Source organism: Dactylosporangium sp. NPDC051541 (assembly GCF_044454505.1).
GTDB lineage: Bacteria > Actinomycetota > Actinomycetes > Mycobacteriales > Micromonosporaceae > Dactylosporangium.
On sequence record NZ_JBITDU010000018.1, the window covers coordinates 173,086 to 186,549 of the forward strand.

At 67.6% G+C, this 13,464-nt stretch carries 9 protein-coding genes; 1 reads left to right on the plus strand and 8 read right to left on the minus strand.

What is annotated here, in order from left to right; translation table 11 throughout:
* The 6 genes from ACIA8L_RS47555 to ACIA8L_RS47580 all read right to left on the minus strand — a co-directional run bounded on the left by ACIA8L_RS47555 (position 1) and on the right by ACIA8L_RS47580 (position 7,718).
* Complete coding sequence (locus ACIA8L_RS47555; protein ID WP_395915511.1) at positions 1 to 1,464, minus strand: glycoside hydrolase family 43 protein; 1,464 nt, start codon at positions 1,462 to 1,464, stop codon at positions 1 to 3.
* Complete coding sequence (locus ACIA8L_RS47560; protein ID WP_395915513.1) at positions 1,461 to 2,357, minus strand: carbohydrate ABC transporter permease; 897 nt, start codon at positions 2,355 to 2,357, stop codon at positions 1,461 to 1,463. Before ACIA8L_RS47560 ends, ACIA8L_RS47555 begins: the two co-directional genes overlap by 4 nt.
* Positions 2,354 to 3,250, minus strand: coding sequence for an ABC transporter permease (locus ACIA8L_RS47565; protein ID WP_395915515.1), 897 nt, complete (start codon positions 3,248 to 3,250; stop codon positions 2,354 to 2,356). Before ACIA8L_RS47565 ends, ACIA8L_RS47560 begins: the two co-directional genes overlap by 4 nt.
* Positions 3,247 to 4,908 carry an extracellular solute-binding protein gene (locus ACIA8L_RS47570; protein ID WP_395915517.1) on the minus strand — a complete coding sequence of 554 codons (1,662 nt, stop codon included), beginning with the start codon at positions 4,906 to 4,908 and terminating at the stop codon, positions 3,247 to 3,249. The genes ACIA8L_RS47565 and ACIA8L_RS47570 overlap by 4 nt, the downstream gene beginning before the upstream one ends.
* On the minus strand, positions 4,905 to 6,677 hold the full coding sequence (locus tag ACIA8L_RS47575; protein ID WP_395915518.1) for a cellulose binding domain-containing protein: 1,773 nt from the start codon (positions 6,675 to 6,677) through the stop codon (positions 4,905 to 4,907). Before ACIA8L_RS47575 ends, ACIA8L_RS47570 begins: the two co-directional genes overlap by 4 nt.
* A 129-nt stretch (positions 6,678 to 6,806) precedes the next feature.
* Positions 6,807 to 7,718: an NADP-dependent oxidoreductase gene (locus tag ACIA8L_RS47580; RefSeq protein ID WP_395915520.1), complete on the minus strand. Its 912-nt coding sequence runs from the start codon at positions 7,716 to 7,718 to the stop codon at positions 6,807 to 6,809.
* A gap of 50 nt (positions 7,719 to 7,768) precedes the next feature.
* On the opposite strand from ACIA8L_RS47580, the gene ACIA8L_RS47585 reads away from it, so the two are divergent.
* Positions 7,769 to 8,380: a TetR/AcrR family transcriptional regulator gene (locus ACIA8L_RS47585; RefSeq protein ID WP_395915522.1), complete on the plus strand. Its 612-nt coding sequence runs from the start codon at positions 7,769 to 7,771 to the stop codon at positions 8,378 to 8,380.
* A 55-nt stretch (positions 8,381 to 8,435) separates the two neighbouring features.
* Here the strand turns inward: ACIA8L_RS47585 and fxsT are convergent, their stop codons facing one another.
* Both fxsT and ACIA8L_RS47595 read right to left on the minus strand, forming a co-directional pair.
* Positions 8,436 to 11,948 (minus strand): FxSxx-COOH system tetratricopeptide repeat protein, encoded by a 3,513-nt coding sequence (fxsT, locus tag ACIA8L_RS47590; RefSeq protein ID WP_395915524.1) that lies wholly within the window; start codon positions 11,946 to 11,948, stop codon positions 8,436 to 8,438.
* A gap of 247 nt (positions 11,949 to 12,195) precedes the next feature.
* A complete protein-coding gene (locus tag ACIA8L_RS47595) occupies positions 12,196 to 13,251 on the minus strand; it encodes a glycoside hydrolase family 18 protein (RefSeq protein ID WP_395915525.1) in 1,056 nt (351 codons plus the stop codon).
* Positions 13,252 to 13,464 lie beyond the last annotated feature (213 nt).

Consider the following 13,464-nt stretch of genomic DNA (forward strand, 5'->3'; position numbering starts at 1 on the left):
TCAGGATAGAGGCTCGTAGTCGAACCAGTCGGCGTGGACCGTGCCGCCGGTGGCGTAGAGGCCGATCACCCGGCCCGTGAAGCCGCCCGCCACCTCCGTGGACAGGTAGCGGCCGTCGAGGGTGGCCAGCGCGCAGAACGTGCCGTCGAAGAACTCGATGCCGAACGTCAAGGTGTCCGGGCCGGCCAGCGGGTCCCAGTCGCCGGTCGTCGCGGTCACGTCGATCCGCAGGACGACCGGGCCGTCGGGGACGGACAGGGTTGTCACGACAGAGCGGAGCGTTCCCAGGTGTACGTGCACCGTCACCGAACCGGCCGTGGCCTCGATCGAGTACTGGTGGCGGTCGTCGAGCCGGACGGCCAGGCCGCCGGTGCCCGCGGACGCGTCGAACCTGGTCCGGACCCGGCACGAGTGATGCTGCTGACGGCGGCCGACGAACGCCGAGCTGAGGGTCAGCCACCCTTGACGAACTTTGTTCGTCACCTGGTCGACGGTCCGGCCGCGCGGTGAGATCCAGCGCGGATCCAGCTCGACCGCGTCGAAGTCGTCGCGGACCGGCGGCTCGGCCGAGGGGTGCAGCGGCCAGTTGAGCGACGGCAGCTCGACCGGGACCGGGTCCACCACCGGCCAGCCGTCGTCGTCCCAGCGGACCGGGGCCAGGAACGTCTCCCGGCCCAGCACGTGCCAGCCGGGGGTACCGCCGCCCGGACGCACCCCCAGCAGGACCATCCACCACGAGCCGTCCGGGGCCTGCACCAGGTCGGCGTGGCCGGTGTTCTGGATCGGATGGTCCGTGCTGCGGTGGGTGAGGATCGGGTTGCGCGGGCACGGCTCGAACGGGCCGGCCGGTGTCGGGCCGCGCGCGATCGACACCGCGTGGCCACGCTCGGTGCCGCCCTCCGCGAGCAGCAGGTACCAGTGTTCGCCCAGACGGTACAAATGCGGCGCCTCCGGGGCTTTGGCTCCGGCCGACCCGGACCAGATCGGATATGGCTCACCGATCGCCTGCCCGGTGTACGGGTCGAGGCGCACCTGGGAGACGCCGGCGACGGTGCAGTAGCAGGTGCCGTCCTCGTCGTCCCAGGCCAGGTCCGGGTCAATGCCGTGGACGCCGGGCAGCGGGGTCGGGTCGGACCAGGGGCCGGCCGGGTCGGTGGCGGTGACGATGAAGTTGCCGCCGCCGCTGACGTTCGTGACGATCAGCCAGAAACGCCCGTCGTGGTACCGCAACGTCGGCGCGTAGATCCCGCCCGACGCACGGGTCGCCGGCGGCAGGTGCAGCTGGCTCGGGCGGTCCAGGACGTTGCCGATCTGCGTCCAGTGCACCAGGTCCCGGCTGTGGAAGAGCGGGATGCCGGGGAAGTATTCGAAGCTGGAGCAGGCCAGGTAGTAGTCCTCGCCGACGCGGCAGACGCTCGGGTCCGGGTGGAAGCCGGGCAGGACAGGGTTGGTGGGCGACGTCATCCTTTGATTGCTCCGATCAGCATGCCCTTGACGAAGTGACGCTGGACGAACGGGTAGACGAGCAGGATCGGGATCAGGGTCAGCGTCACCACCGCCATCTGGATGGACAGCGGCGCCAGGGCCTGGTGGCCGGCGAGCTGGCCGCTGGTGATGCCGGTGCCCGGGGTGGGGCTGCCGAGCAGGGTGTAGGTGTAGACGATCATCTGCAGCGGCCACTTGCCGTTGTCGGGGAGGTACAGCAGCGCATTGAAGAAAGAATTCCAGTATCCGACCGCGTAGAACAGCGTGATGACGGCGACGACGGGTTTCGAAACCGGGACCACGATCGACCACAGCACCCGCCACTCGTTCGCGCCGTCGAGGCGGGCCGAGTCGATGAGGTCCTGGGCGGTGTTCATGAAGAAGCCGCGCATCACGACGATGTTGAACACCGAGATCGCGCTGGGCAGGATCAGCGACCAGTAGCTGTCGTAGCCGCCGAGGGCCGACACGACGATGAACGTCGGGATGATGCCGCCGCCGAAGAACATCGTGACGATGAGCGTCATGAGCAGCGTGCGGTGGGCGAACGAGCCGCGGCGCGACAGCCCGTAGGCGCACATGACAGTCGTCACCATTGACAGCAATGTGCCGATCAACGTGACGAGGACGCTGATCACCATGGAGCGCATGATCAACGCGTTGCCGAAGATCTGCCGGTACGACTCGATCGTCAGACCCGCGGGCATGAGGACCATGCCGCCGGCCCGGTTGATCGCCGCCTGGTCGGACAGGCTCGTCAGCACGACCGAGTACAGCGGGACCACGAGCACCAGCAGCACGACGGTCAGCACCGCACCCTTGCCGGCCCGGCCCACGACGGTCGGCGCTTCCGCCCACACAGGCCTCGTCATTTCCGGTACAGCCCGTCTTCGCCGAAGGAGTGCGCGAGCCGATTGGCCGCCAGGATCAGCAGCAGCGACAGCACACCCTTGAACAGCCCGGCCGCCGCCCCGTAGCTGAAGTTGTTGTTGACGACGCCGTAGTAGTACGCGAACGTGTCGAGCACCTCGGCCGCGTCCCGCCCCACCATGTCCCGCTGAATCAACATCTGCTCGAAGCCGACCGTCAGCGCATTGCCGAGGCGCAGCACCAGCATCAGCACGATGACACCGCGCAGGCCCGGCAGCGTGATGTGCCACAGCCGCCGCCACCGCCCGGCCCCGTCGGCCGCGGCCGCCTCATAGAGCTGCGGGTCGATCGCGGCCAGGGCGGCGAGGAACACGATGATGCCCCAGCCGGCCTCCTTCCACACCGCCTGCGCGGTGACCAGAAACTTGAACGTGTCCGGGTCGGTCATGACATTCCACACGCCGAGCTCGTGGCGGCGCAGGAACGCGTTCAGCACCCCCGCGCCGCCGAGCATCTGCTGGAAGATCGTCACGACCAGTACCCACGAGAAGAAGTGCGGCAGGTAGACCACCGACTGGATGAATCCGCGAACCCTCGGGCCAAGGATCGAGTTCAGCAGGATGGCCAGGGCGATCGGGATCGGGAAGTACAGCACCAGCTGGACGGCGCTGATGACGAGGGTGTTGCGCACCGCGGACCAGAACAGCGGATCGCCGAGCAGGAGCTCGAAGTTCGCCGTCCCGACCCACGGGCTGTGCGCGAAACCGGTGTAGACGCTGTATTGCTGAAAGGCCATGACGGTGCCGAGCATCGGCGTGTAGCTGAACACGAGGAGCAGCCCGATCGCCGGCACCGTCATGAGAATCAACGGCCAGTCACGCCGCAGCTTCGTCATTGTCCCGTGCCGTATTTGGCGCGGATGTCGTCGTAGAACGCGCGCAGCTGGTCGCCGCCCTGTTTGCGCCAGGTGTCCACGCTGGACTTGAACGCGTCGATCGGTTTGCGGCCGAACCGGACGTCCTTGATGGTGTCCTCGACCTGCTGCTCGATCGATGCGTACTGCGGCGGTTCGGCGATGTTCATCCCGTAGAACAACGGCCGGACGGCGTGTTTGACCGCGTCCGCCTGCCAGGCCGCGTAGTCCTTGACGACCTGCGTGAGCCCGTTCTTGACCAGTGTCACGGCGGGCGGACTGACCAGGAACTGATACCCCTGCGCCACCTCCTGCTGCCCTTTCCCGGTGAGCACGGGATTGCCGCCGGTCGTGGTGAAGTCGACGCTGTCGGCGCCGAAGTTCACCAGCAGATACTCCTTGGAGCCGTACGGCGCGGCCAGGAAGTCGGCGATGGCCAGGCATTCCCGGACCTGCGCCTCGGAGAGCTTCTTGTTGAGATAGCTGAACCAGCCGGCACCCGGGCTGAGTTCGATGCCCGGCGTCCCGCCCGTGGCCGAGAAAACCTTGAAGGCCTGGCGGTTGTACTGTCCATTCGCCGCCGTTCCGCCCTTGGCATCGTCACCGTCCCAGCCGCCGGTCCCACCGCCCTGAATGGCGACCTTGCCGCTCCAGAACCGCTGCTGCCCCTGCTGCGTATTGTTCGCCAAGGCATCAGGGTGCACGTAGCCGGCCTCGGCGATTTTGGCGGCGAAGTTCAGTGCCTCCAGCATCGCCTCGGTCTCGTACTGGTTCACCAGTTTGCCGCTCGAGTCCGCGGACCACTTGCCGTACAAGCCGAAGGGGAACTTCAGGAAGGGCCAGAGGTCGTCGAAGGCCCATCGTCCCGCGTTGGCGTTGGTGAGCTGGCCGCCGAGCGCGTACAGGTCATCGATGGACGTCAGCTCCGACTTGGCGCCGGCGGCCTCGACGAGGTCCTTGCGGTAGTAGATGTACCCGCCGAATCCGCCCGCCGAGGGAAAGCACGGAAGGCCGTAGAGTTTGCCGTTCCACACACCGGCCTGCCAGGCGGCGGACGGGATGTTGGCCAGGTTCGGATATTTTGTGATGTTGCCGCCGGACAGGTGCGGCGTCAGGTCCACGAACCGGTCCAGAGCCGCGCCCAGGTTCAGCTTCGCGTTGGCCCAGCCGGGAATCTGCAGCCAGTCGGGCAGATTGCCGGAGGCGAACAGCGCCGGAATCGCGTCGACATAGGTGTTGCCGTCGCTCGGCTGCAGCTTCAGGGTCGCGCCGAGCGCCTTGTTGACGGCGTCGTAGTACGCATTGCCACTGGACGGCGGGATCGAGCCCCACAACGGGGTCCGGGTCACGTAGGTGCCGCCCGATCCCGGCGTCCGGCCGACCGTCGCCACCGGATTCGCGGGGTAGCTCAGGAATGCGGGGTCGGACGCCGCTCCCCCGGCGCCGGAAACCGGCGGGATGTCGGCGGTGACCGCCTTGCTGGGAATGTAGTTGGGCAACGCCTTCTTCAGCTCGTCCGCACCCGTCGTGCCGGGGCCGTTGTTCGTGGGCGCGTCCCCGCAGCCGGCCAGTGCGACCGGGGCGGCGAGGGCCGCGCCGGCGGCCGCGAGGAGCCGCCGGCGGGACAGTCCGGGGTTCATGCGGCCGTGCATGGGATGCCATTCAGGGTGAATGCCGCCGGGTTGGCGTCGTTGCTGGTCCACGATCCCTGGAAGCCGAACGAGGTGCTGCCGCCGGCCGGGATGTTCGCGTTGTAGGAGGCATTGGCGGCGGTCGCGTTCTTCCCCGACTGCGTGACGGCTGCGTTCCAGGCCTGACCGACGGTCGTGTCGCCGGGGAACGTCCACTTGAGCGTCCAGCCGTTGATGGCCGCGCCACCGGTGTTCGCGATCGTCACCGTTGCGACCAGGCCGCCCGGCCACTCCTGCTTGGTGTAGGTGACTTTGCAGGTGGCCGCCGGAGCGCTTGGTGACGCACTGCTTCGGCTCGGGCTCACACTCGGCGACGTGGTGGTTCCTTTGTGGAGGGTGAGCACGGCGATGGAGTACGCCGGAACCGTCTGCGCGGTGGCGGTGCCGGTCGTAGCCGTACCGATTGCCGAAGCGTTCTTCAGGTAGGAGGAGACGGTCGGCGCACCGGCGGCCGGGCTGAAACCGGTGTAGGCCAGGTTGACGGTGGCGGCGTTGTCGGGATCCTTGTTGATGAGCATGACGCTGACGTCGCCGTTCGATTTCTTCACCGCGTGGGTCGACAGCAGCGCCGTGGACGACGTCGTCCTGATGAGCTGATCGCCGGGGCCGCCGAGTTTGCCGAGCATCTGCAGGCCGTAATAGGACGGGAACGGCGTGTTGGCCGGCGGCTCGCAGGACGCGCCGCTGGAGAGCATGCCGCCGTCGTTGTAGTCGGTGGCGCCCTGAATCGTCGTCACCTTGCTGCAGTCCGAGCCGTTGCGCAGGTCCCACCAGTCGACGTTGAACGCGCCCTGCTCCATCCACGTCAAATACATGTCCGGGGTGTACAGCCCGGACGGCGACGTATTCAACGCGTACTGGGAGTTCGCCTCGGTCACCGCGATCGCGAGATTCGGCGCCATCGACTTCAGGGCGTTCATCATGCCCGGGATCTCGCCCTGCGGCTTGGTGAGCAGCTCCGCTTCATTCGTGCTGTAGGGGTAGTGGTGCACGATCCCGAAGTCGATCTTCGAGCCGGCGATCGACAGCACGGTGTGGTTCCAGTCCTGGGTGTCGCCCGGCCCGACGATCCCGTCCGGCCAGCCGCCGGGCGTGGTCAGCACCGCCCCGATCTTGATCGTCGGGTCGACGGCCTTCATCGCGGTCACGAACTGCAGCACGTTGGTGGCATACGTGGTCGCCGTCTTGCTGTCGTGCTTGTCGGTCTCCCACGTCGCGCCGTAGAGGCCGTTGCCGTACAGCTCGTTGCCGACCTCCCAGTACTTGATGCCGTAGCCCTTGGTGATGTTCGCGTAGCGCACCCAGTCGGCCGCCTCCTGCGGCGTGCCCGAGCCGTAGTTGGCCGTGATGATCGGGGTCGCGCCGGCCGCCTTCACCATCGCCACGAACGGGTCGAACTCGGTGTTGGCGGCGACGTAGCCGCCACCCTCGACCGTGTGCGTCTGCCAGTGGTAGCCGTCGCTGTAGCCACCGCCCGGGTAGCGCACGGCCTTGATGCCGGCCCCGGACAGCTGTGTGGACGTCGACGCGTCGTTCATCCGCGCGTCCCAGACCGCGACGTTCATGCCGACCCCGGCCGCGTCGATGGTGCGCAGCGGCGACCCGGCATCGATCGACACCGTCGCGGCCGTGGCGGCGGCCGCGGACGGTACGACCAGTGCGGTGAGGCCCGTGGCGGCGAGCAGCACCGCCCCGGCCAGCGCAGGGAACCTTCGCATGATCCCTCCCATTTGGGTTATATGCCTGGAAACTTTCGGCGATCAAGGCCGATAGTTGCCAAGCCCCAAGAAGGAGGTCAATACCTGGTCGCAGTATTCGTGTGGACCTGCAGCCCGGCCGCGAAACTTTCAGTGCACGTAGACGATCCGCCCGCGTCCGTGCCGCGTCTCGCTCAGGGCGTGCGCGGCCGCGGCCTGCTCCAGCGGGAACGTCGCCGCGACAGGAATCCGCAGGCCCGCCCGCCTGGCCTCGCTCAGGGCGGGCACCGCCAGCGGGTCGCTCAGGCCGCTCGACATGTGCACGCCGTGCTCGGCCGCGGTGAAGTCGGCGATCGTCACCACCCGGGCCGGGTCGCCGGCGATCGCGATGAGGTCCGGCAGGGCGCCACCGAAACAGTCGAACACGCCGTCGGCCTGGGCGACACGTTCGCGCAGGCCGGGGCCGTAGGTGGTGGGTTCGGCGCCGAGGGAGCGCAGGAAGTCGTGGTTGGCCTCGCTCGCGGTACCGATGACGTGCAGCCCCCGGCCCCGCGCGACCTGCACGGCGACCGCGCCCGTCCCTCCGGCCGCGCCGTTGATCAGGACCGTCTGCCCTTCCTTGAGCGCGAGCCGGTCCAGGACGCGGGTCGCGGTCTCGAGCGGACCGCTGGCTGCGCCGGCCTCGGCCCAGCTCCACGCGGGCGGCTTGGGCGCCCAGGCGACGAGGACGGCGAAGTCGGCGTTGGCGCCGCGCCGGCTCATCGCCGTCATGCCGAACACCTCGTCACCGATCGACACCCGGCCGCCGTCCGCGTCCTGGCCGCCGATGACACCCTCGCCGATCTCGTCGACGACGCCGGCCGCGTCGAACCCGGTCCGGTACGGCAGCGGGGTCGGCACGACGTCCTTCAGGCGGCCGGACCGGACGATCGTCTCCCCGGGCGAGAAGCCGGACGCCCGCACCGCGATGCGGATCTCCCCCGGCCCCGCGTGCGGCTCCGCAACCTCGTCGACGTGGACGACACTCGGCGGCCCGAACTCGGCGAACAGCACAGCTCTCATGCCGCCGGAACGTAACGGAACACCCCGTCCGGTTGGGTAAAGTGAGAGCGGTGACGGCCGAAGTGAGGCAACCCGGGCGCTCCGACGCCCGCGACAACCGGGCCCGGATCCTGGCGGTGGCCCGGGCCGTGTTCGCCACCGACGGCCTCGACGTGCCGATCCGCGAGATCGCCCGGCGGGCCGAGGTCGGTCCCGCGACCGTCTACCGCCACTTCCCGACGAAGGAGACCCTCTTCGCCGCCGCGTTCGCGGAGCCGCTCGAACTGTGCTCGGCGATCGCGGCCGAGGGCCTGGCGGCACCCGACCCGTGGCGCGGATTCTCGATGGTGATCGAGCGGCTGATGGAGGTACACGCGCTGGATCGGGGTTTTGCCAGGGCCTTCACGTCGCTGCCGCACTTCACCGCCGACCGCGACCGCACGATCCAGATGCTGCTGCGGCTGATCCACCGGGCGAAGCGCTCCGGCGCCCTGCGGGCCGACTTCGTCCTCGAGGACCTGGTCCTCGCGCTGATGGCCAACGACGGCATCCGCGCCGACTCCCCCGCCGCCCGGGCCGCCGCCTCCCGCCGCTTCGCCGCCCTGATGATCCAGTCCTTCCAGGCCCACCCGACCCCGGCCCCACTCCCACCACCTGCCCGCCTGCCGTTGACCGCCCGCTGAGCTCTAACCCGACCCCGCTCGTGACCGCCTCGCGGATGTCGTCGCGGGCTTCCTGCTAGGCGTTGGTCTGGCCCTCGCCTCCCGCTCGTCGACGGCGCCCCAGCGTGTCTTCATCAAGCCGGCGGGCCTCCTCGACGCGATCAAGCTGACGCAGATCGCCGGCAAGATTTTCGGCGATAGCCAACGTTCTGTCGTGGTCGTCGCCGCGAATGCGGCGGGACCGTTCGAGCGTGTCCTGCCCGAGCCGGGCGGCTTCCTCGAAATTGGCGAGTTCGCGCAGATCGATGGCAAGGTTGAAGGCAACAGACAACGTGCTGCCATGGTCGTCGCCACGAGTGCGGCGACGACGCTCCAGCGTGCCTTCATCAAGCCGGCGGGCCTCCTCGAACCGATGAAGCTGGCGCAGATCGCTGGCAAGATTCTGGGCAACAGACAACGTGCTGTCACGATCGTCGCCGTAAACGCGGCGGCACCGTTCGAGCGTGTCCTGACCGAGCCGGGCGGCTTCCTCGAAGCGAGCGAGTTTGCGCAGATCAACGGCGAGATTTTGTGCCGTCGTCAAGGTGTCGGCATGATCGTTGCCCTGGGTTCGGCGGAAGCGTTCGAGCGTCTCTTGATGAAGCTGGCGGGCCTGCTCGAACTCACCAAGCTGACGCAAATCGATGGCGAGATTGTGGGCCGCAGCCAAGGTGTCATGGTGGTCGTTACCCCGGGTTCGGCGCGAACGTTCGAGTGTGTCTTGATCAAGCTGGCGAGCCTCTTCGAACTCACCAAGCTGACGCAAATCGATGGCGAGATTGAGGGCCACAGCCAAGGTGTCGGCATGGTCGTTGCCCCGGGTTCGGCGCGAGCGTTCGAGCGTCTCTTGGTCAAGCCGGCGGGCCTGCTCGAACTCGCCGAGCTCGCGCAGATCAACGCCGAGATGGTGGGCGACAGTCAAGGTGTCAGCATGGTCGTTGCCCCGGGTTCGGCGCGAGCGTTCGAGCGTCTCTTGATCGAGTTGACGGGCCTCCTCAAACTCGCCAACCTCGCGCAGATAGCGCGCCAGGTTGCGAGCGTGGCTCAACTCGTCTGGATGACCCTCACCCAAGGCTGCGTGCGCTCGGCGAACAGTTTCTTCGGCAAGCTGGCGAGCTTCCGCATGCTCACCTGCGCGCCGCAAGTCGCCGGCGAGTGCGATAGCTGATCTCAGCGTATCTGGATGGTCGTCGCCGAGCACCCGCCGGAAACCGTCGATGGCGAGAAGTTCGAGTTCGCGGGCCTTTGCATGGAGCTCTAGCAGGCGAAAGTTGCGTGCTAGGTTATGTGTGGTTATCAGGGTCTTAGGATGCTCGTCACCAAGGACTTGCCGGCAACGGGCGAGGGTGTCCTCGTCGAGCAACCGAGCGAGCCCGTATTTATCTATCTGGCGGAGATCATCGGCGTAGCTTTGAGCGGCGATGATGGTTTTGAGATGGTCTCTGCCGAGGATCCGGCGGTAACGACGAAGGACATCCGCGTCCATGAGCCTTGCGGCGGCGTGATTGTCTACCAGGCGATGGATCGTGGCGAGCGTACTGGCGGCCTCGAGGGTCTCGAGATCGTCCGCACCGGAGCGTGCGACGGACGCCCGGTGAAGCTGTTCGGCAAGAGGCAGGGCGGCGGCCGGGTCACCTCGCTTGAGAAGGAACCACGCTGCGTGTATGGCGGCGGCGCGAATTTCGACGTTATCACTCTCGGCTGGGTGACACGCGAGAATGTGCGGCAGCAGCAGATTCCACCGAGGCCAGGCCGAGGGAACGGCTGTATTGCCCGGTACGGCTGCGGATATCAATCCCTCAACGGCTTTCCGGTGCGATTCGGAATCGCTGTCGATGTCGCGCAGGATTGCCTGCGTCAGGCGATGCAGCTGTATCCCGTTTGCCGTGAGGCGGGCCAATCCATATCGGGTAATTTGGCCAAAAATTTGGGACAAGGCAATCGGACTTCCAGCTACGGTGGCCAGTTCGACGGGCAGCGCAACCTCGTCCGCTTCATAGTAGAAGAGCCCGGCTGGGATCGGGTCCGGCGCCAGATACGCACACAATGTGAGCAGCTGCAGGCACGCGGGATTCTCCGCGTCAAGCCGGGCGGCGGCGAGCTTGATGGCGGCGGCCAGCGGCATTGGATAGTCGGCCGGACCCGGGCCGGCGGCCAGCACTTCGGCGGCGTGCCGGCGCAGTTCCGCAAGGTATGCCTCGACGGGCATACCCGTGGCCGAGAGCAAGTCTGCGGCCTGCGCGGCAGCCAGCGGCAAATCGCCTACCGCATCGGCTAGCCGGTCCAGAATCTGTCGTTCCAGTTGCGGCAGCCTGGTTCGTAGAAACGCGATCGACTCCGCCCTGCTGAAGACGCTGATGTTGAGCGGAAGGGCCACACCCGTCCATATTGGACTGCGCGAGGTGATAATAATGTGTCCATTGCCGTCAGGTAGCCAAGGCAGCAATGTGTCGCACGCCTCGGCGTTGTCGTATATGAGAAGCCATCGGCCGACGGAGCGAAGGTAAGCTTTGAGTTTGGCGAACGCGGATGGCGTTTCTGCGGATTCTGTGGCAAGGCCGACCTCTACCGCCAAGGCGGCCAACTGATCACCTATCAGCTCGGGCCGTTCACTGTTTATCCACCAGACGATCTCGTATTCCTTGGCGAAGCGATGCGCGTATTCGATGGCCAGCTGAGATTTTCCGACGCCGCCCATGCCGTGCAGCGCCTGAACGGCCGCCCGTTGTCCTCCGCGCAGAGTCTTGTGCAAATTCTTGAGCATCCGCTGACGGCCGGTGAAGTTCGGATTCGCGCGCGCCACATTCCAAAATCGCGGCACCGATGTCGCGAACTCGCCGCGTGTGTCCTCATCGGCGGCACCCTGCGCGGACCGGCTCACGGCTACCGCATCCCCGGTCAGGGTGAGGTTGGCCGGTGCGCTGTCTGGCCGGCCGTCGCTGATGCCAACATCGGCGGGGAGGAGCGGAGCGAGGTCCTCGATTCGAGCGACCCATACCGTGCCCGCGAGCCAGAAGTCGGCGGCACTGTAGCGGGCCACGACTACGCCGACGACCCAGCCGTCGGAGATTCGCCGCACCGGTCCGCCGCTCATGCCCTTCACCAGACCGGCGGCAGTCATCTGCGCGTGCAGCACGCCATCAGCGCGGTGCGCAGCGCCCTGCATTGTCCCGACCGTACTCGTGTACTCGTATCGAATCTGGTTCTCAAAATCTGATACGCCGGTCACCGAAACCTCGGTCCCGGCGGGCGCGGACGCCGAGTTCACCAGTCCGGGTACCGACGCCCGCAACGGCACCGAGCACGTCAGTACGGCAAGGTCTCGCAGCTCATCGACATTCCGAACGACCGCCGACGCCGGTGATCCCGCGCCGTCGAGCGGTGCCACCAGCACCTCCGCGCCGACCGACCGGCCACCGGCGGCGCTGACCACGTGCCAGGCTGTTACCAGGAGTCCCGGCCGGACCTGGAAGCACGTGCCGACCGGCTTCCCGCCGATGCCGAGGACACGACCCAGATCGTCCGGTGACCACGACGAGTCCGTACCCATAGCAACGACCCTGACACACCGCGCCGACCACCGACAGCGCAGCGATCGGGCAGTACGGACATCAACCCGAACGGCGGACATCGACCGCCGTTTCGATGACACGGGTCCAAACCCATGGGCGACCTGTTCCAGGTGCCCACCTCCGGGCAGCATGATCCGGGGCGCTTGCCATGGCCACCGGTTGCCGACCGTCCATGCCTCGCCGCCGGCAACCGGTAACAACCCGACAGAGCCTGCCCGGCTCGGCTCAGGTGGTGAACGGGCGGGTCATCGCGGCCTGGAGGGTGTGCTCGTCGTCGTCGGCGGCGAGCTGCCAGGTGAAGGCGCCGCGCAGGCCGTGGGTCGCCGCGAAGCGGGAGCGTTCCTCGATGGACTCCGGGTCCTCGTAGCTGATGAATGTGGCCGTGTCCGCGTTGTAGAGCCACGGCGAGCGGGCCACCGGGTGGCGGTGGTGCTGCCAGGCCGGGTCGGGGAGCAGGTCGCGTTGGACGGCCCGCCAGTCGTGCCCGTCCGTGGTGCCGATCTGCGGCTGGAACAGGCCGGCCTGGGCACCGGCGGACGCCACGACGAAACCGCGGGCGTAGAACGGTACGCCCAGAACCAGCTTCTCTCTCGGCACCCCGAACTGCTCGTAGTATTCGACCGCGCCGGTGACGTTGTTCCAGCGGCGCAGTGCGGGCTCCAGCGGGTCGTCGGCGACCTCGGCGAAGGGGGCGTTGAACGTGGCGACGGGCGAGAAGCCGGTGCCGAAGTCGTACGTCATGAGGTTGACGAAGTCGAGCAGCGCCGCGAGCTCGGCCAGCTCGTAGCTCTCGGCCGGGTCGTAGGGCCCGGCGGACTGCAGGCGGCCCGCGGGCAGCGCCGCGGTCAGCAGCCGGTCCGGCCCGAGGCGGTCGCGGAGCTCGCGGGCCAGCAGGGTGGCGTTGCGGCGGTCCTCGGGGCGGTGGGTCAGCTCGGCCGGGCCGCCCGCGACGGGGAACTCCCAGTCCAGGTCCACGCCGTCGAAATCGGCGGCCAGGGCCACGCACTCGTCGGCGAACCGGGCCCGGGAACCGGCGGTGAGCGCCGCGTCGGAGAAGCCGCCAGCGCCCCAGCCGCCTACGGACAGTACCAATGCCAAACCGGCTTGTCGCAGCTCGGCCAAGGCTTCCAGCTGGGCCGGCGCGTCGGGTGGCAGGGTGAGGTGGCCGTGCTCGACCGTCGCGAACGCGTAGAACAGGTGGGTCAGCCCGGCGGGCGATACCGTCCACGGGAAGCTGGTCGCGGGCAGGTAGGCGCCGAGCACGGCCGGACCATTGATCATCAATGCACCTTAGCAACAGCCCCGAGATCGAAGCGGTGACCGACCTGGTGACCTCGGCCGCTGGTCGACGCCGTCCGGGGACGGCGGCGGGATTCGAACCCGCGTAACCACCTTTGGGTTAAAGATCTTTCGGTTTTTGGGTGATGGTCATAGTCGTAGGCCGGTGTGGTCGAGGAAGTTGAAACAGAGTCGGTAGCTGCTGCCGATGCGGTG

What these genes read in the sequence shown, in the direction of transcription:
- ACIA8L_RS47580 (WP_395915520.1), bottom strand. Translation starts at nt 7,718, where the DNA reads ATGAGAGCTGTGCTGTTCGCCGAGTTCGGGCCGCCGAGTGTCGTCCAC.
- fxsT (WP_395915524.1), bottom strand. Translation starts at nt 11,948, where the DNA reads ATGGGTACGGACTCGTCGTGGTCACCGGACGATCTGGGTCGTGTCCTC.
- ACIA8L_RS47595 (WP_395915525.1), bottom strand. Translation starts at nt 13,251, where the DNA reads ATGATCAATGGTCCGGCCGTGCTCGGCGCCTACCTGCCCGCGACCAGC.
- ACIA8L_RS47575 (WP_395915518.1), bottom strand. Translation starts at nt 6,677, where the DNA reads ATGCGAAGGTTCCCTGCGCTGGCCGGGGCGGTGCTGCTCGCCGCCACG.
- ACIA8L_RS47555 (WP_395915511.1), bottom strand. Translation starts at nt 1,464, where the DNA reads ATGACGTCGCCCACCAACCCTGTCCTGCCCGGCTTCCACCCGGACCCG.
- ACIA8L_RS47565 (WP_395915515.1), bottom strand. Translation starts at nt 3,250, where the DNA reads ATGACGAAGCTGCGGCGTGACTGGCCGTTGATTCTCATGACGGTGCCG.
- ACIA8L_RS47570 (WP_395915517.1), bottom strand. Translation starts at nt 4,908, where the DNA reads ATGAACCCCGGACTGTCCCGCCGGCGGCTCCTCGCGGCCGCCGGCGCG.
- ACIA8L_RS47560 (WP_395915513.1), bottom strand. Translation starts at nt 2,357, where the DNA reads ATGACGAGGCCTGTGTGGGCGGAAGCGCCGACCGTCGTGGGCCGGGCC.